19 protein-coding genes are annotated in these 17,231 nt (G+C 41.8%); 2 read left to right on the top strand and 17 right to left on the bottom strand.

All coding sequences use genetic code 11. The features are described 5' to 3' along the window. Nucleotides 1-11: 11 nt before the first annotated feature. From N475_RS23690 to N475_RS23650, 9 genes are all read right to left on the bottom strand, one after another. A complete protein-coding gene (locus tag N475_RS23690; RefSeq protein WP_063359165.1) occupies nucleotides 12-518 on the bottom strand; it encodes a chemotaxis protein CheW in 507 nt (168 codons plus the stop codon). Beyond that, entirely contained in the window at nucleotides 515-2,665 is a 2,151-nt protein-coding gene (locus N475_RS23685; RefSeq protein ID WP_063366064.1) for a chemotaxis protein CheA, read from the bottom strand. The genes N475_RS23690 and N475_RS23685 overlap by 4 nt, the downstream gene beginning before the upstream one ends. A gap of 18 nt (nucleotides 2,666-2,683) precedes the next feature. Next, nucleotides 2,684-3,046: a response regulator gene (locus N475_RS23680; RefSeq protein WP_039607675.1), complete on the bottom strand. Its 363-nt coding sequence runs from the start codon at nucleotides 3,044-3,046 to the stop codon at nucleotides 2,684-2,686. Between the two features lie 9 nt (nucleotides 3,047-3,055). Beyond that, the gene (locus N475_RS23675) at nucleotides 3,056-3,328 is read right to left on the bottom strand and encodes an STAS domain-containing protein (protein WP_063359167.1); all 273 of its coding nucleotides are present in this window, start codon (nucleotides 3,326-3,328) and stop codon (nucleotides 3,056-3,058) included. Nucleotides 3,329-3,458: 130 nt separating this feature from the next. Then, complete coding sequence (locus tag N475_RS23670) at nucleotides 3,459-4,076, bottom strand: SCO family protein (RefSeq protein WP_063359168.1); 618 nt, start codon at nucleotides 4,074-4,076, stop codon at nucleotides 3,459-3,461. Continuing rightward, a complete protein-coding gene (cyoE, locus tag N475_RS23665) occupies nucleotides 4,076-4,981 on the bottom strand; it encodes a heme o synthase (RefSeq protein ID WP_063359169.1) in 906 nt (301 codons plus the stop codon). Before cyoE ends, N475_RS23670 begins: the two co-directional genes overlap by 1 nt. Then, nucleotides 4,978-5,973, bottom strand: coding sequence for a COX15/CtaA family protein (locus tag N475_RS23660; RefSeq protein WP_063359170.1), 996 nt, complete (start codon nucleotides 5,971-5,973; stop codon nucleotides 4,978-4,980). Before N475_RS23660 ends, cyoE begins: the two co-directional genes overlap by 4 nt. A gap of 9 nt (nucleotides 5,974-5,982) precedes the next feature. Continuing rightward, complete coding sequence (locus N475_RS23655; protein WP_063359171.1) at nucleotides 5,983-6,447, bottom strand: hypothetical protein; 465 nt, start codon at nucleotides 6,445-6,447, stop codon at nucleotides 5,983-5,985. Then, a complete protein-coding gene (locus N475_RS23650; RefSeq protein ID WP_162269628.1) occupies nucleotides 6,440-7,102 on the bottom strand; it encodes an SURF1 family protein in 663 nt (220 codons plus the stop codon). The genes N475_RS23655 and N475_RS23650 overlap by 8 nt, the downstream gene beginning before the upstream one ends. A gap of 78 nt (nucleotides 7,103-7,180) precedes the next feature. Here N475_RS23650 and N475_RS25265 point away from each other — a divergent pair, with 78 nt between their 5' ends. Continuing rightward, nucleotides 7,181-7,483, top strand: a complete 303-nt coding sequence (locus N475_RS25265; protein WP_081216101.1) for a DUF2909 domain-containing protein — start codon at nucleotides 7,181-7,183, stop codon at nucleotides 7,481-7,483. Here N475_RS25265 and N475_RS23645 read toward each other — a convergent pair. The 7 genes from N475_RS23645 to N475_RS23620 form a co-directional block, all read right to left on the bottom strand. Further along, nucleotides 7,389-8,264 carry a cytochrome c oxidase subunit 3 gene (locus N475_RS23645; protein ID WP_063359173.1) on the bottom strand — a complete coding sequence of 292 codons (876 nt, stop codon included), beginning with the start codon at nucleotides 8,262-8,264 and terminating at the stop codon, nucleotides 7,389-7,391. The genes N475_RS25265 and N475_RS23645 overlap by 95 nt on opposite strands. After that, nucleotides 8,257-8,853, bottom strand: coding sequence for a cytochrome c oxidase assembly protein (locus tag N475_RS23640; RefSeq protein ID WP_063359174.1), 597 nt, complete (start codon nucleotides 8,851-8,853; stop codon nucleotides 8,257-8,259). Before N475_RS23640 ends, N475_RS23645 begins: the two co-directional genes overlap by 8 nt. A gap of 3 nt (nucleotides 8,854-8,856) precedes the next feature. Further along, nucleotides 8,857-10,446, bottom strand: a complete 1,590-nt coding sequence (gene ctaD, locus N475_RS23635) for a cytochrome c oxidase subunit I (protein ID WP_063359175.1) — start codon at nucleotides 10,444-10,446, stop codon at nucleotides 8,857-8,859. Beyond that, nucleotides 10,446-11,585, bottom strand: a complete 1,140-nt coding sequence (gene coxB, locus N475_RS23630; protein ID WP_063359176.1) for a cytochrome c oxidase subunit II — start codon at nucleotides 11,583-11,585, stop codon at nucleotides 10,446-10,448. The genes ctaD and coxB overlap by 1 nt, the downstream gene beginning before the upstream one ends. 536 nt (nucleotides 11,586-12,121) lie before the next feature. Further along, nucleotides 12,122-12,277, bottom strand: coding sequence for a hypothetical protein (locus N475_RS25635; RefSeq protein WP_155730994.1), 156 nt, complete (start codon nucleotides 12,275-12,277; stop codon nucleotides 12,122-12,124). 157 nt (nucleotides 12,278-12,434) lie between these two features. Continuing rightward, a complete protein-coding gene (locus N475_RS23625) occupies nucleotides 12,435-13,655 on the bottom strand; it encodes a serine hydrolase domain-containing protein (RefSeq protein ID WP_063366063.1) in 1,221 nt (406 codons plus the stop codon). Between the two features lie 10 nt (nucleotides 13,656-13,665). Beyond that, a complete protein-coding gene (locus N475_RS23620; RefSeq protein ID WP_063359178.1) occupies nucleotides 13,666-14,511 on the bottom strand; it encodes an alpha/beta hydrolase in 846 nt (281 codons plus the stop codon). A 247-nt stretch (nucleotides 14,512-14,758) separates the two neighbouring features. Here N475_RS23620 and N475_RS23615 point away from each other — a divergent pair, with 247 nt between their 5' ends. Continuing rightward, nucleotides 14,759-16,897: a winged helix-turn-helix domain-containing protein gene (locus tag N475_RS23615; protein ID WP_063366062.1), complete on the top strand. Its 2,139-nt coding sequence runs from the start codon at nucleotides 14,759-14,761 to the stop codon at nucleotides 16,895-16,897. Nucleotides 16,898-16,986: 89 nt separating this feature from the next. Here N475_RS23615 and N475_RS25775 read toward each other — a convergent pair. Further along, nucleotides 16,987-17,231 (bottom strand): hypothetical protein (locus tag N475_RS25775; RefSeq protein WP_162269627.1); only part of this gene is annotated, 245 nt, incomplete at its 5' end.

Below are 17,231 nucleotides of genomic sequence, written 5' to 3'. Positions count from 1 at the left end.
TCGACCCCCAATTAGCCCTTGAGCCCACTTTTATCACTCAAATCTAAAACCTTTTCTAGATTTAAAAGCACAACCATTTTTTGCCCTACATTGACTAGTCCGTGAACAAAGTACGCATTGTCAGAGTCCTGAAAGTCGGGTACATCCTTCGCTTTCTCTTCCGCTATGCTGTACACATCTGAAACTGCATCCACGACTAGCCCCATAATTTTTTGCTGCTCTTTTATTTGCACCGACACCACAATCACGACGGTCAGCGGTCCATACTCAATCGCTTCAATGCCAAAACGCATCCGCAAATCGATGATTGGCACAATAGTGCCTCTTAAATTCATCGCACCGCGAACAAAGTTAGGCGAATTAGGGATCGTCGTTACGGGCTCCCAGCCCCTAATTTCTTGCACGGCTAAGATATCCATACCGTACTCTTCGTCATGCATCATAAAAGTTAAAAACTGCTTTTCGTCCGACTCTCCATCGAACATCAATTGTTGATTTACGCCTACTTGATCAATCATGCAGGTTCCGCCTCCTCGCCTTTCAAATCAACTAACAGTTCAGTTGAACCAGGGCGGCGCAATCCACTTAGTTTTATCAAGCCACTAATATCAATGATCAGAGAAACCGTGCCGTCTCCCAAGATAGTTGCACCAGATATCCCATCTACTTTTTGATAATTTGCCTCTAAGCTCTTTATCACTACCTGTTGTTGAGCCAGTAAATCATCTACCAACAAACCTATTTTGTAGTTGTCACTTTCCACGACTACCAATAGTGTTTTATCTAATTCTTCTCTCGCACCTTGGTGGCTAAAAATGCCATAGAGTCTTAAAATGGGAATGTATTCATCTCTAAGTCTTAAGACCTCAAGCCCTTTGCCAACCTTACTCACTTTGGATATGTCAATTTGCAAGGACTCAACTATTGAAATAAGAGGAATAATGTAAGTGTGCTGAGCAACTTGTACTAACTGGCCATCTAAAATAGCTAAAGTAAGTGGTAGTCGAATAGTAAACGTAGAACCAACGCCCTGCTTAGATGTCACTTCCACCGAACCATTTAAAGCCTGAATATTTCGTCTTACGACGTCCATCCCCACGCCTCTGCCGGAAATATCGCTGACACTATCTGCGGTCGAAAACCCTGGCATAAAGATAAGTTCATTGATTTCTTCAACACTTAATTCGTCTGCTTCTTGGATCAAGCCATTGGCGATGGCTTTACTGCGTATTTTTTCAGTATCCAGTCCCTTACCATCATCCATTATTTCGATAACAATATTGCCGCCTTGGTGAAAAGCATTGAGTGTGACTGTTCCAACAGGATCTTTACCATTCGCGATTCTTTCTTCGGGGGTTTCTAAACCATGATCGAGAGAGTTTCGCACTAAATGAACCATAGGGTCTGACAGCTTTTCCATCACTGTCTTATCGAGCTCGGTTTGCTCACCAACAAGCTTTAACTCAACCTGCTTATTTAATTTTTGTGAGGTATCTCTAACTAAACGAGGAAAACGGCTGAACACAAAACTGATTGGAAGCATCCTGATACGCATCACATTTTCTTGTAAATCTCGTGTATTATGCGCAAGCTGGGTAAGGCCTTCTTGTAGTGCGGCTATACTTGATTCTGTTATTTCTTGATCACCAATTTGGCTTAACATAGCTTGAGTAATTACTAACTCACCAACCATATTTATAAGTGAGTCAACTTTATCAATACCAACCCGAATTGATGTTGCTCCAGAGTCATTAGACTTTCTGCTCTCTGACTTAATATTTTTAACTGTTTCGACTTTCTGCTGTACAGCTTCAAGTGTTTGCTGGGCCTGTTCAGCTTCGGCATCTTGTTTTACTGTACCTGACTCAGTCGCAACATCCGCGCTTGGTGTTGCAGCTTGTTCTGTTACCTGAGCGGCCTGAGGCTGTGCCGGCTCATCATCAAACAAACCACCACACGCTTCTATCTTTATCTCTGCATCATCTTCAACCCACTCAAATATTTCGGCAATTGCTTGCTCTTCACGGGTTGTGGTCAAAAAGAAGCGCCAATGCAAAAAGCAATCTTCAGGATCAAATGCCAAAAAATCTGGAATCGCATCATGAAATGCACTGACTTCAAGTTCTCCTAATTCAGCCAATTCAGAGAACATATAAAGTGGTTCATTACCTGTTTTAAACAAGTGGGGTTCGGGCTTAAACTCAATTTGGTAAGTCGTACTCTGCAACGTTTCCACTTCAGGAGCAGCCGCTTCCGCCGACTCGCTAGATGGCTCTTCACCACCTAAAATCGCCTCGAAACGCGCCTTTAGTGCTTGTGCTTCACTTAAATCAGGTTCTTCTTCTGCTTGCAACGCACTAAGTAACGCTCTTACACAATCTACAGACTTTAGCAGCAGGTTCACATGCTCTGCGGTAAGCACCCTTTGTCCATCGCGAATTTGGTCAAGTAGTGTTTCAAGTACATGAGTAAAATCAGAAACAGATACAAATCCAAACGTCCCACTGCCTCCTTTGATAGAGTGCGCAGCCCTAAAGATGGTGTTGATGGTTTCAGAATCTTCTTTACCTGGCTCAAGGTTTAAAAGTTCTGCCTCCATGGCATCCAAGCCTTCAAAGCTCTCCTCAAAGAACACATCAAAAAACTGACTTAAATCGATACTCATGCCTATACCTCTTTGGTACTAGCGAATGACTTTTTTCAATACAGCTAATAATTGATCCGGATTGAAGGGTTTGACTATCCAACCAGTTGCACCGGCGGCTTTCCCCTCGCTTTTTTTATCAAGGCCTGATTCTGTCGTTAACATCAGTAAGGGCGTGAATTTATAATTAGGTAGATTTCGTAACTCCCTAATAAGGGTAATCCCATCCATTACTGGCATGTTAACGTCTGAGATCACGGCATCGAATCCCTGCTGTTTAGCGAGATTTAGCGCTTCGCTACCGTCCTTTGCCTCTGTGACATCAAACCCTGCTTTTTTAAGAGTGAAGCCCACCATTTGTCTCATCGAAGCAGAATCATCCACAGCTAAAATCTTTTTCATATTGACCTCTTAAATCTTACTGCTAAAGGATAAAATATCGGTTAAACCCAACTGCTCAACAGACTCAAATAGAACACGGCTCTCACCATGCCAAGTTATCTGTTGATCTGAATTCATTAAGCGTTTTTGCAACGCACACAACATTTGGATGCTGGCTGTATCTACTTTGATCACATCGTGGATATCAATACAAATGGGTTGCCCCGTTTCCAGTTCATGAACAAATTGCTGATACAGCTCTTCAACTTTATTGATAGCTAACTCTGAAGGAAGTTTTATCATGCGCTTGGCACATTCCCTGTAAAAGTTATAGATAAGATTAGATTAGTCGTTGATGATGAAATTGCCAAAAATCTTGGCAAAAGAAATCAAATATTATGTATTTAGAATAGGATCTTGCGTGCGGGAAATGCTACTTGCTTTTTTCTAGAATTATTCTAAAGTCTCGCACCATTTTATCAGCATTGATATTTGGCACCTCGCCGTGTTTAAATTCAGGTTTGAAAATAGCTTCTAGTTTACCTTGAGGGTTAATTAATGCGATAGAAGCACTGTGGTCTACGAAATAATCCCCCCCACTCCCATCATCATTAATCGCGTAAATAAGGCCAATATCTCGAACGAAGGGGAAAAGCTGCTTGTGCTGCTGTGTCGCCGCAATAAATGAGTTATCAAAGTAATCAATATATGCTCGACGTTTTACACTGGTATCTCTATTTGGATCGACCGAAATAAACCACACTTGAGAGTCTGCCAATTGACTGATTTTGGTATTTATATGGGTCAATTTTGAGAGCGTCATTGGACAAATATCAGGGCAACTAGTGTAACCGAGAAACAACAGATTCCAGCGGCCAGCTAAATCTTGGTTAGTCACAACCCGCTCATGTTGATCCAACAGCTCAAAGGACTTTAATTCTTTGGGCTTTGGGTAGTGAACAGTTAACTCAGAAACAATCTCATCTGATTTACATGCGGTGAGTATACTCAATAGAATACCCAATGAAATAAACATTAATGTTAAACGCATTACAAAATCAGCTTATCGGCGAATAATACAACAAAGAGTAACAGCAAATACGTAATTGAAAAACGGAAAACTGACATTGCTGACTCAGATTTTGATTCAAAATACAACCTGGTTACTTTTTGCACAAATATAGCATTTAGAAGGCTGGATATAATCAAATATAGCCACCCTGACATTCCGATTAAAAATGGCAATAAACATACTAAAGTTAATAACACAGAATAAACTAACATGCACAATTTGGTAAACCGGACACCATGCGTAACCGGTAGCATTGGAATATCAGCACGCTCGTAATCTTGCTTTCGCGCTATAGCTAATGCCCAAAAATGTGGAGGTGTCCAGGTAAATATAATCATCACGAGCAGCCAAGGCTCGGCATTAAAAGAGCCTGTTTCACTGACCCAACCCAATAGCGGAGGCATCGCGCCTGCCAACCCACCAATAACTATATTTTGCGGTGTCATATGTTTCAGAAAAACAGAGTACACCACAGCATATCCAAACAACGCCCCAACCGTTAACAGGGTACATAACCAATTGCTATACACCAGCAGTAGAATGACACCCATGATACCAATGCTCGCCGCAAAGCAGAGTGCTTGTTTTGCGCTCAATTGCTGTTGAGCTAGAGGTCTGTGACGCGTACGAGCCATTTTTTGGTCTCGGTCCTGATCGACAATATGGTTGATAGCGGCAGCAGCCGCTGAAACCAAACCGATTCCAGCTAAGCTAGCAAGCTGGACCAACCAAGAGCGCCCCATATCAGGAGCCAAAACGATTCCGACCCACGCAGTGATAACGAGCATTAAAACGACTTTAAGCTTGCATATTCTTAAGTATAACGCAGCATTTTTAGGTATTACGGCAACAAACGTCAGGTACTTCTCAACCAGTAAACTCATAGCATCACCTTTTTCGCCCGGCCAAGGAAATAACATACCCTTATCAGTGACAACAATAGGATTGCCGCCATCAGATTGTGAAATAGCGTTAAAAGAATAGGAAAACTGAAGTGAACAATAATTGCTCCAATAGCTACCTGCGCCAATACTAGGGTCAACACAAGATTAGCAGCACGACGAATAATCGGCTGGTGTATTTTCATGTGCACGACCACAGCAAGACCAATCATTGCCAGAACTGTGACGGCTGCCCAAATACGATGAACCAAATGAATTGACAAGCGCGTTTCAAAAGGCAGTACACCATATTCGTAAGTGCTCGCTGGTTCGGGGATTTTTAGTAGACTGCTCCAAGAAAATAACTCACCATTTGAGCATAGCGGCAAGCCTGTACAATGGGGCGCCGCATAATTTGCAGCTAACCATCCTCCAAGGGCTATTTGCATCACTAATACAGCCAAACATGCTAGCCCCGCTTTTAAGCAAACAGATGCATTGCTATCAAAAGTTATGTCATTTTTCGCAGTTCGCAGATAGATTAAAGTAAGCAGAGAAAGAATTGTAAAACCACCCAGCAGGTGGCCCATGACAACAAATGGTTGTAAATTCAAAGTCACAGTCCACATACCGAGTAACGCTTGAAAACAAATCATCACCAGTAGACTTGCAGCCAACAACTTTGGTGCTTGTCTTTGATTTGAACGAACAATCACTGCAAAGATAAATAGCACAACGACCCCTAATCCACCTGCAAAATAGCGATGAATCATTTCAATCCAAGCCTTACGTGGCTCAAGCTTGCTACTTGGAAACTCTTGCTGCGCCACAGCTATCTCATGCTGCTCATTCGGAACTGTCAAGAACCCATAACAGCCAGGCCAATCTGGGCAACCCAACCCTGCATTACTTAGGCGAGTATACGCCCCCAAAACCACTACACACATTGCCAATATGCAGGCAAAGGTGATCGCGCGACGAAATACATGCGACATATTCCCTCCTTATTTTGAACGAGCGTAGTTGAGTAGCTTTTTCATGTCTTTTAACAAACCTTTGAGCACTAATCGGTTTGATTCAGGATTAGGTTGGTAGAGGTATTCCAATACCACTAAACCATGCTTATCCACCAAATAAAATGCACCAGGAACTAGCGTGCCGTTGGACTGCACCGAATTTGGCTCTTCGAGCAACACAACGGATACTTTTTGGCTGTGTTTTCCTAAAGCTACTTTTAGTTGTTCTGCATTTTCTCGTTGTACATCACAAACTGCATCGCACCGGGAAGGTACATTGAGTACGATACTCCACATCTTGTCTTCTGATTTTAAGGGGAGAACGACCTCATGCTCTAAAAAGCGCCCGTAATTGGTGGTTGAAGTAGGCGCCAGATCAAACTTTAATACCGCGATGGCCGCTGCCACTGGCAACAGAAAGCATCCAATAAACAATGCCAGAGTTTTATTCATAGTGACTACTCCCTAGTTTCTTTGGTCGATATGCAAAAAACGCAATCACACCTGCAGATATACCGATTAAAAGCCATTGCAATGCGTAGGCCCGGTGCTTGTCAGGGCTCATTACTACTGCTTGGTAGTGTGGCTCAACGTCATCAAATACGGCATTTTTCGCAATCATCAATAAAGGTGAGAGCTGTTGACCCGTATTTTGAACAAAAAATGTATGATCTAAGTACTGTAATACGTTACTGTGATGAGCACTTTGATTAGGTGATGTGGCTAAAGTAAACCCTGCCCAATCGCCAATTTTAAACTCGACCTCGATCATTACTTCATTCGTCGGTAGGTCAAAATCAGGTAACTGTTTACGATCTCGCTCACCAGCTATGAAACCCAAATTAAGGACAAAGTATTCGGTATAATCTTGAGGTAAGAACAGCACAACCAAGTCGTAGCCTACTTGACCATTTACAATTTGATTATCCAAAAACCAAAATTGTGAAGTGTCAATGCGCCCTCGGATCTGAGCTGTCGCGCCTTGTAGTTGTTCAGGCTTCGAAACCTTACGCCACCAATACTCTCCACTACTGGCATCTATTTGCTCGATGAGCCCTTGTTTTTCTTGGGCTCTTTGCCACTGCCAAAAAGCCAGCCGAAAGCACACAGAAACCACAATTATCACTGCCAAAATGGTAAGAACTGTACTAGTCTTTTTTTTAAACAGGCTAATGGTAGAACCCTCATGCTAATAAAGTGGATTATTACCGCACTACTTTTTGTTATTCTTTATCACTTATTCCGAGCTCTTTTTGCGATGCTTAAAGGCCAAGAGACCTCAAAAAATATGTCAAAAATGCTCGGGAAACGAGTTTTTTACTCTCTGGCTGTGATCTTATTTATTTCGTTGTCGAGCCAATTTGGTCTGATAAAACTCAACCGTTTTGAGGCCGCTACAACACATACACAAATACAAACAAGCAAAGCCACACAACATCAACAAAGTGCCAATACCAAGCCGCAGCCTGAAACGCAAAGTGTTGATTAGAATCCAAATGCCCCTTAATAATTCTTAGCCAAACCACTAACAGCATGAGCGCACCAAGCGTTACATGCATGCCGTGAAAGCCTGTTAACATAAAGAAAGTATTGCCATAGATTCCAGAGTCTAACTTCAGACCGAGTTCTTGATATGCATGGATGTACTCTTCAACTTGAAGCCCCAAAAATATGAAACCAAGTAGAATTGTCACGCCTAAAAATAAGGTCAATTTGGCACGTTGATCTTGCTCGATAGCAGTATGAGCAAAGTGTAAAGTCACAGAAGAAGTCAGTAGAATAATGGTATTTATAAGTGGCAACCCATGCCAAGGCATAGCTTGTGTTACCGCTCCACTTGGCGTCACTAAGAGTGGCCATACGGCTTCAAAGCTTGGCCACAGTACTTCATTTGTCATTAAGTTGTTGCTGCTGCCGCCAAGCCAAGGGACAGCAAACATACGAACATAAAACAACGCGCCAAAAAATGCGGCAAAAAACATCACTTCGGAGAAAATAAACCACCCCATTCCTTGCCTAAACGAACGGTCCATTTGTGCAGAATATAAACCACTCATTGATTCATCGATTACATGTCTAAACCAACCAACTATCATGGCAATCAGCACTAAAATCCCCGCAAACAAAACCCAAGCGCCATAGCTCGTATCACTATTTAGCTGCATCACTGTCAAACCTGCACCAACGGCAATTAGAAACATGGCTACAGCACCTATAATTGGCCATGGACTCTGCTCTGGTACATAATACGTTTGATAACTTTTATCCATTGTTATGTCCTCGCTGATGAGCATGTTCAACTACACTCAGTAACTGGTCTGAAATATTGGGCGCCTGAGTTATCTGAGCGGTATTGCTTGTGATGTCATACAAGGTATATGACAGTGTGAGCTCTTGAACATCTGCTGGTAACTCTGTGTCGACGTAAAAACGTAACGTGAACTTCATTGTTTGATTTGCTTCTAAGCTTTGTTGGTCAAAGCAGAAGCATGCTAGTTTATGTAAGTATTTAGCAGCTTGGCCAGGTGAAACCGAGGGTATTGCCTGCATAATCCGTGCTTTATCACTCAAATTTTGAGCTACGAATTCCACCTCGGATAACTTTCCTGGTTGAACCGTGACAGAGTATTGCTGAGCCTTTACGCTAAACGGAGCACTGCTTTTTGCATGAGTTGTAAAACTCACATCCACTGATCGCGACTTATCTATCTCTTTACTTTTCTCGGCAACAACCAAATCCACTTTGCCATTTAGACCTGTAATATCGCAAAACACGTCATACAAAGGCACCAGAGCAAATGCAAAAGCAAACATGCCAAGCACTGCAAGTATCAGTTTTTTCAACAATGGCGTATGCATTAGTTAGTCTACCTTAGGTGGCTTAGAAAACGTGTGGTATGGAGCAGGTGATGCGACCTGCCACTCCAACCCCTCGGCACCATCCCAAACTTTGTCAGGCACAGACTCTCCACCACGAATGCACTTAAACACAACCGCCACAAATAACAACTGTGACAATCCAAACACAAATCCGCCGATACTAATGATGGCGTTAAAATCTGCAAACTGAAGCGCATAATCTGGAATTCGTCTAGGCATACCCGCCAAACCAACAAAATGCATCGGGAAGAACAACACATTTACGCTTACCAACGACATCCAAAAATGCCATTGTGCAAGTGTCTCGCTGTACATATTCCCAGTCCATTTAGGTAGCCAATAATATGCCGCTGCCATAATGGAAAATACAGCACCAGTTACGAGCACATAATGGAAGTGTGCGACCACAAAGTAGGTGTCATGATACTGAAAGTCAGCAGGAGTGATCGCTAACATCAAGCCAGAAAAGCCACCTAGGGTAAACAACACAATAAACGCAATCGCAAACATCATGGGGATCTCGAAGCTGATCGCGCCACGCCACATCGTCGCAACCCAGTTAAACACCTTAACACCCGTAGGAACTGAAATTAGCATGGTTGCATACATGAAAAACAATTCACCAGCTAAGGGCATTCCAGTAGTAAACATATGATGCGCCCACACTACAAAAGATAGCAACGCAATGGATGATGTCGCGTATACCATAGAAGCATAACCAAACAACTTTTTGCGTGAAAAAGTAGGAACTATCGTCGAAATAATACCGAACGCAGGCAATATCATGATGTAAACTTCAGGGTGTCCAAAGAACCAGAATATATGCTGGAACATCACTGGATCACCTCCACCAGCCGCATCAAAAAAGCTCGTACCAAAGTATTTGTCTGTTAATACCATAGTCACAGCTCCCGCCAGTACCGGCATAACTGCTATCAGTAAAAAGGCGGTTATCAACCATGTCCAAACAAATAGTGGGAGCTTCATCCAAGTCATACCTGGTGCCCGCATGTTAACAATAGTCACGATGACATTAATCGCCCCCATTATTGAACTAATGCCCATAATATGAACAGCAAAAACAAATAATGCAGTGTTATCATTACTATAGGTTGTGGATAATGGCGCATAAAATGTCCATCCAAATGCGGGTCCCCCACCCTCCATAAATAAAGACATCAATAAGATTGCGAAGGCGAATGGTAATATCCAAAAACTCCAGTTGTTCATTCTTGGTAGCGCCATATCAGGCGCACCAATCATCATAGGGATCATCCAGTTAGCCAGCCCGGTAAAAGCTGGCATCACAGCCCCAAACACCATGACGAGGCCATGGACTGTTGTCATCTGGTTAAAAAAGTGAGGATCAACGAGCTGCATTCCTGGCTGAAACAGCTCAGCACGAATCACCATTGCCATGGCTCCGCCAGTCAAAAACATCAAAAGCGAAAACAGCAGATAGAGTGAACCGATATCTTTGTGGTTTGTGGTATATAACCAACGCTTTAAACCCGAAGGTGCGCCATGAGAATGCTCGTGCGATGTTTGTTGTTCTTCTGCAGCAATAGACATTACTCTTTCTCCTTAGTCGCATCGATAAAGGCCTGAATCTGTCCTGGCTGAATTACTTCACCAGTGTCATTTCCCCAGCTATTTCTTTTGTATGTAATAACACCTGCTATTTCTGTAAGCGTGAGTTGCTTGCCAAATGCTTGCATGGCTGTACCTGGTCGCCCATTAATGAGAATATCGATGTGAGCTTTCAATTCACCATTCACCACAGGGCTTCCTTTCATCGCAGGGAATACGCCAGGCAACCCCATACCAGTTGGTTGATGGCAAGCCGCGCAATATGCCATATAGACTCGCTCTCCATCTGCCATTAACTCATCTTTTGACAAAGTCTTGCTGGCAGAAGCGGCTTCGGCTGCTGCCGCTTGCTGCTTGTCTTGCTTCGCTTGTGCCAACCATAAATCAAATGCTTCTGGTTTACGGGCATCAACAACAATTGGCATAAAACCATGATCTTTGCCGCACAACTCTGCACATTGACCTCGATATAGGCCTTCTTCGTTTACTCGTGTCCAAGCCTCATTAATGAAGCCCGGATTGGCATCTTTTTTCACTGCAAAGTCTGGTACCCACCAAGAATGGATAACATCATCGGAGGTAAGTAAAAATCGCACTTTGCGGTCAGTTGGTATCACTAGAGGTTTATCTACCTCTAACAAGTAATGTTCTTGCTTGGTTTGTTGATTGTTGATTTGCTCTCGGGGTGTAGAAAGCACTGAGAAAAAGTCCACATCATGCCCCATGTACTCGTAATGCCACTTCCATTGAGAGCCAGTAACTTTGATTGTGAGGTCTGACTTACTTGTATCTTCCATTGCTATGAGGGTTTTTGTTGCTGGGATAGCCATAACCACCAAAATAAGAAACGGCACTGCCGTCCAAAAGATTTCTACTTTTGTACTTTCGTGGAACTGAGCTGGCTCTACTCCCTTTGACTTGCGATGATGTATTAAAGCCCAAAACATCACAGAAAAGACAATGACTCCTATGACACAGCAAATCAAAAATATCGTCATATGAAGTTCATAGACTTCATGACTTACGTCAGTCACACCCTGACGCAAGTTATAGTCGCTGGCTACCGTTCCAGCACTAAAAAACCATGAAAAAACAAACACCTGTAATTTAGAAAGATTCATGTGGCGTCTCCGCTTTCCTATCGCGATATGCTCAAAGGATTTTTATTATTGGGTGACTGTCAAAAAGGCATAATTTATTGCCAATACCGCACGACTTCCTTAACAACTAGTCAATAAATAACCAGCTTGCAAGTTTTATCACTGTGAATATCCAGTTTTATTTAGGTTAATTATTTCAACAAATAAAAAGGTACAGATTCGATAATAAGATGTATTATCAGATGGGTATGAGATTTAGTTATTTAGAACTAACACGTTAATGAAAAACATTACCAATATAATCAGTCACTTCATTTTAGAAATATGATTTTACTTCTTAAAAAAGGGACTAGAAAGATTCAATTATATAAGATGAGATTAAAGAAATTAATTTACAAAAAAAACAAAATTCAATATACCCAATTCAGGTATAATCGTAAAAATGCGTTAACACTCGATATTGACTTTTTTCTGTGTTCAAATACATAGCAGAAAACTTAAAAAGCAGCATATTAGCTGCTTTACAAAAATCATTTACTTGTATTTAAATGACTTAGTTATGCGCATGGAAGTGTGTCATCATGCTGTGTAATACAATGGCTTGCAGTTCTGTGATGCCCTGCACCGCCAACTTTCGGAGTTACATCTAAAGAAAGAGACTTTTTGCTTTGATTAAGGTTTTTAAGCTGTGTTTTTTTAATTTTAATGTTCATAAATATTCCTTTTTATTTCCGTGTTTGGAAGTATCAAACTACCCCCTAATAAATTTTAAATCAATGAAAAATAATATTTTATAAAATATTTAATTCCCTTCAAACTTTATCAGTTTTTAAAGAAAGCGGTTTGAAGGATAAAATTTCTTTCTTATTTTCAGATTAGAAACAAGGGTAATATTTTTTCCGACACTAACTTCATTGTTTCATCATTACGCTCATGTGCCGTTGTAACAACAATTAGGTCAAGTTCATCAATTAAAACAATATACTGCCCGCCACCACCTTGAGCCGAACGAGTACTATAATATTTGTCTCCTACTTTCATATCTGCTTGCCACCAATAGTAGCCATATCCTGCATTTACAACAGTATCTCCAGTAAAGAAAATATCCGAATCTTTATGCGCTATTATTCTCTGGGTTGACCATTTTATAAATGCCTTGGATATAACTTGCTCCCCCTGCCATTCACCATTTCTTGATGCTAGCAGGCCCAGTTTCAACATGTCGCGAGACAGTAACTGCGATCCAAAAGGCCCCATGGGTAAACCACTTACATCGTCTCTCCACTTAAAATTCTCGATGCCTAATTTATTGAATAATTCAACTTCAATGAATGACCGTGCACCTCCAGGCACAACCGCATTCAACACTTGCATAACCAGAATAGGATCTTCACTCTGATAATGAAAAACTTGCTGTTGAGCAGAAATGGGCGCAGTTACTTCAAAAAGTGCTTGAACTTGATTTTGACCTGTCATCTTATCTTGGCGGTTTTTTAATGCCTCCTTTTGTTTGGCGTTGATCCGTAATCCAGAGCGCATAGTCATCGCCTGATGAAGCGTAATGGTTGATGCCCCGTCTACGAACTTTGTTGGATCCAGCTTGTTTAAAAAGCTTGCGACGGGCCTGTTTAAATCGGCCATGCTTAGATAGCCAAGTTGAATCGCTCGACCAACAGCCAAACTTAAATATGCTTTAGTGGTAGATGCTTGCCAATGAGGAAGATCCACACGCCCCCGTCGATAGTAAGATTCAAATATCAGCTTACCTTGATGAGCTATCAATACACTGTCATAGCGACCGAGCCCTTTTGTAGATAGAGCCTCTGCAAACTCAATTAACTTTGCACTATTTGCACCGCTTTTATTAAACTCCCCAACCAAAATACCATCCGGCTGCTGTTTTGGCGACAAATCTACAAAGGGCTTTTTCAAGTCCGGAAGTTTCTCAAATGGTAAGTTTGCTTCTGATTTCGACACCTGTGGAGCCATTACTAACTCAACTGCCGATATCGCTTCTGTACAGGCAATTGAGCCGATGCAACTGATAAAAACCACCAGTCTTTTAAAAAAGTTACTTAAAAGTATGCGCATTGCTCTCTCCTTAGTGAAGTTCAACCTGACGTTGTGATAACCAAGTTACACCTCGTGCTGCGGTCATTGGCACAGCTTGAGAGTGATCTCCTTTCATTACCTCATGCGTTAGCGATAGCCGACTCTGTTTGCTTGATTTAAGTTCCGTAAGAAAGTCGTCAACATACTTGCTCAAGCGCGATTCATTGTCACCATAGGAGATAAACACATTGGCATTAATCGTATTTTGCTTATCCAAGAGCTTACTCAGGTAATCAATACTCCCCCCAATAGAAGGGCTGCCTAGAATGTAGTTTTTGAAAGTATCAGGGTGTGCAAGTAAAGCATACAGGCCAAATTGCCCCCCCAGTGAATAACCAAAGTATGCACGCTGCTGAGGAACCGTTCGATAGCGAGCTTCTACAGCGGTAAATACATCTTTGCGAATAAATTCTAAATGCTCATTCGCTTTGCCAAATTGATACTTGGCTTGACGTTTAGAGTCTTTGGACGGTGTGACAGTGTAGTCTCTAAAACGACTAACATGTTCACCAGAACTTGCTAGCATTGCTGCATCCATGTCTTTTTGCCATGAAACCCCGACTAAAATGACGTCTTCCATTAAAAAAGTTGTCGCGGCAGACAGCAGGTCAATCTGCCATACTGCATCTGTATAGTAGATCACCGGATAGTGTTGTTTTGTGTTTTTGGAGTACCCATCTGGTAGTGTTACTAATAGTTCATATTGCCCCCCATTTACTGAGCTTTTGAGCGGCAGTACTTCTGTTCTGGGCATTGTATATGGCTCAAGTTCTTTGGCTTGTAAATTCAACATCGGTAAAAGTGCCAAGACCACTAACAAAATTATTTTATTCATCGCTATTCCTCTAAAATGAATCACATTTGTGTATCTTCTAAAATAATTACTCAGTTACATTAGCGTTGCGCCAATCGCCTTACATGACGTTGCACTGATGTTTGGATGATTCACTCTGATTTATTAAAAAAGCTTAATATTCAACATATTAAAAATGGAATTTTGTTATCTAAAAGATTGTGTTACTCTCGTTTGGCGGGCTTTTAAGCGCATTTATCGATTAGCTTCAGATTGAGTAAGAAGGACTATGACGCAACAATACTGGGTCGGGGATTTTTTTGTTGATATCTCTCGCAACCAAATAACACACCAAGATTACACCCAAACACTTGCCCCCAAAGCCATCGCTGTACTGACTGCACTCGCACAAAATCAAGGAAAAGTCGTTAGCCAAGATACCTTGTTAGACACCGTTTGGGCTGGCACAGTTGTTTCACCAAATACCTTGCAACGCAGTATTGCTCAATTACGAAAAGCATTGGGGGACGACGGTAAAGTTCAAGTCTTCATTAAGACCCATGCTAAACAAGGGTACAGTTTAGAAAGCAATGTAAGATGGCAGCAAGAAGATGATACTGCCAACTCAAGTAGAGCAAAAAAAGCGCCTAAACAGCCAACCACTAACACGCAAACCGTCACAAACTCAGAACGCGGGTCAATAATCAAACGTACCACTGCAATTGTAAGCAGCGTCGCTTTAGTCGCACTGGTTATGTACTTATTGCCTAAAAGTGCCCCAGCCAAGTTAGAAATTGCCAAATTAAATGCATTAACGGCCACAGATCATAGAGAAAATGCAGGAATATATTCCCCCGATGGAGAATACGTTGTTTTTCATCGCTATGAAGAGCGACTGTGCATCAATAATATTTGGGCAAAAAGCACTAAAACACAAGAAGAGTTCCAGCTAACTCAAAAACTTAACTCCCATGGCTCGCATACCTTTTCCAAAGATGGAAAAACACTATACTTCATTCAAGAACAAGACTGCCGACAACCTATCACACAAAAACAATGTTATAAGTTAATGGGCTTTGACTTTGTGAAATCCCTGCAAAATGCACAAGTTCCATCAACTTTAATGGAGTGTAAAAATACCCGAATAAACACTCCCATTTGGATGCAAGGCAATCAAATCGCGCTTTTACAGCAAAGTGAGCAGCGTTGGAAACTCATCAGTTATTCAATCGATGATCAACAAAGTCGTGATGTATTTGCGCCAATTGAAGGAAGCGTTATTGATTATGATTATTCCCTCGCCGATGATTTAATCGCACTCACCCATATCAGCAAAGATGGTAGTTATAATTTAACGATGCTCAAACCAGACGGCACTGTGATATCGCAAAATCCAATCGAATTGCCGCCTGAAATCGCAAAACATCGCTATATTTACCCAAATTTTTCATCGTTTAAAAACCGGCTCATGTTTAGCACTGGGCGACAGCTATTTACACTGTCCTATGAGGGTAAAATCTCTAATATTGAGCTCCCAGTTGATGTGCCTATGGGCTCACCACGATTTCATCCAGATGGTTCTCGGTTACTAGTGATTAAAGGCTTTTATGATAGAGATATGGCGAGCGTTTCTCTATCTGAGTTGGCTGCACATTATGAAGATCCGCTAAGGGATAAACATCGACAGTTACACACCATTGAAGAACGCTCAATCACCTCAGAAGGTGGGGCTACTTTTCAACCCAATGGCAATTTATTAGCTTTCTATACCTTTCGCTCGGGCATTCAGCAAGTATGGATAAAAGAGAATAGCAAAGTCAGACAACTTTCTAACTTTCCGTTAGATTCCTTTATTTATGGGATGCGCTGGGCCAATGATGGGCAAAGCCTGTTAGTCAATGTATCAAAGGAATTACAACGCCTCTCACTGACGGGCGATACCCAAACCTATGCATTTAATTACCCGATTGAACAGTTATTCCATTGGGATAGCCAAGCCCAAACCGCCTTGGCAAATATACGTATCAATGGCATCGTCAAATTCGCCGAACTCGATTTATCCCAACTAAGCCATACAATTTTAACCAATCAACCAGTAAACTGGGCGCAAAAAGACAGTACAGGCAGACTCGTTTATACGGATGGACTAGACAGGTTTTGGTACTCTAGCACCTTAGAAAACACGCTCATAGAAGCACTCAATGAGCAGGGCAGCAACCTACAATTCGTCATCGACAACGACATCATCTATGGTATTAACGAACGCTTTCAGCTGTGGCGCTACTCCCTCAAAACACGACAATTTACCATCATTGGAGATATACCTAGAAACATTGATTACCTGAGTGATGTGCGTGGAGATAAAGCATTTATTTCTCTGCGCATTGAAGCCAAAAAAGAACTTGCCGAGTTGGTATTAAAACAATAGCCGTTCAGTAAAAGCTAAAAAAGCCCGAGCAATTGCTCGGGCTTTTTTGGTATCAGCTTAAAGCACAGACAGCATCATGCATACCACCTTCACGGTGACACTAACTGCAGTGTTCGAATGTAATTAATGTCTTTCGTAAGTTCTTCGAAATCACTATGAGTTAGCATAAAAGTCACTGCAGCCTGCTGTTGCAGATCTTTTGCCGTTTGCTCTATCCACTCACCAAGCTTTACCGTCATTTCGAATTTGTAGCAGCTGCTGGGACATACAGACTCATCCATAATAACTGTCCCCTGCTTACGTGGTAAATCAATCTGTTCTGCGCAACTAAATC

It is taken from the genome of Pseudoalteromonas luteoviolacea DSM 6061 (assembly GCF_001625655.1).
In the GTDB taxonomy this organism is placed as follows: domain Bacteria; phylum Pseudomonadota; class Gammaproteobacteria; order Enterobacterales; family Alteromonadaceae; genus Pseudoalteromonas; species Pseudoalteromonas luteoviolacea.
This window is presented reverse-complemented; position numbering and strand designations above follow the sequence as displayed.

What these genes read in the sequence shown, in the direction of transcription:
- N475_RS23620 (WP_063359178.1), bottom strand. Translation starts at nt 14,511, where the DNA reads ATGAATAAAATAATTTTGTTAGTGGTCTTGGCACTTTTACCGATGTTG.
- cyoE (WP_063359169.1), bottom strand. Translation starts at nt 4,981, where the DNA reads ATGAGTTTACTGGTTGAGAAGTACCTGACGTTTGTTGCCGTAATACCT.
- coxB (WP_063359176.1), bottom strand. Translation starts at nt 11,585, where the DNA reads ATGAATCTTTCTAAATTACAGGTGTTTGTTTTTTCATGGTTTTTTAGT.
- N475_RS23680 (WP_039607675.1), bottom strand. Translation starts at nt 3,046, where the DNA reads ATGAAAAAGATTTTAGCTGTGGATGATTCTGCTTCGATGAGACAAATG.
- N475_RS23655 (WP_063359171.1), bottom strand. Translation starts at nt 6,447, where the DNA reads ATGAATAAAACTCTGGCATTGTTTATTGGATGCTTTCTGTTGCCAGTG.
- N475_RS23615 (WP_063366062.1), top strand. Translation starts at nt 14,759, where the DNA reads ATGACGCAACAATACTGGGTCGGGGATTTTTTTGTTGATATCTCTCGC.
- N475_RS23660 (WP_063359170.1), bottom strand. Translation starts at nt 5,973, where the DNA reads ATGTCGCATGTATTTCGTCGCGCGATCACCTTTGCCTGCATATTGGCA.
- N475_RS23685 (WP_063366064.1), bottom strand. Translation starts at nt 2,665, where the DNA reads ATGAGTATCGATTTAAGTCAGTTTTTTGATGTGTTCTTTGAGGAGAGC.
- ctaD (WP_063359175.1), bottom strand. Translation starts at nt 10,446, where the DNA reads ATGTCTATTGCTGCAGAAGAACAACAAACATCGCACGAGCATTCTCAT.
- N475_RS25265 (WP_081216101.1), top strand. Translation starts at nt 7,181, where the DNA reads ATGCTAATAAAGTGGATTATTACCGCACTACTTTTTGTTATTCTTTAT.
- N475_RS23670 (WP_063359168.1), bottom strand. Translation starts at nt 4,076, where the DNA reads ATGCGTTTAACATTAATGTTTATTTCATTGGGTATTCTATTGAGTATA.
- N475_RS23675 (WP_063359167.1), bottom strand. Translation starts at nt 3,328, where the DNA reads ATGATAAAACTTCCTTCAGAGTTAGCTATCAATAAAGTTGAAGAGCTG.
- N475_RS23640 (WP_063359174.1), bottom strand. Translation starts at nt 8,853, where the DNA reads ATGCATACGCCATTGTTGAAAAAACTGATACTTGCAGTGCTTGGCATG.
- N475_RS25635 (WP_155730994.1), bottom strand. Translation starts at nt 12,277, where the DNA reads ATGAACATTAAAATTAAAAAAACACAGCTTAAAAACCTTAATCAAAGC.
- N475_RS23690 (WP_063359165.1), bottom strand. Translation starts at nt 518, where the DNA reads ATGATTGATCAAGTAGGCGTAAATCAACAATTGATGTTCGATGGAGAG.
- N475_RS23625 (WP_063366063.1), bottom strand. Translation starts at nt 13,655, where the DNA reads ATGCGCATACTTTTAAGTAACTTTTTTAAAAGACTGGTGGTTTTTATC.
- N475_RS23645 (WP_063359173.1), bottom strand. Translation starts at nt 8,264, where the DNA reads ATGGATAAAAGTTATCAAACGTATTATGTACCAGAGCAGAGTCCATGG.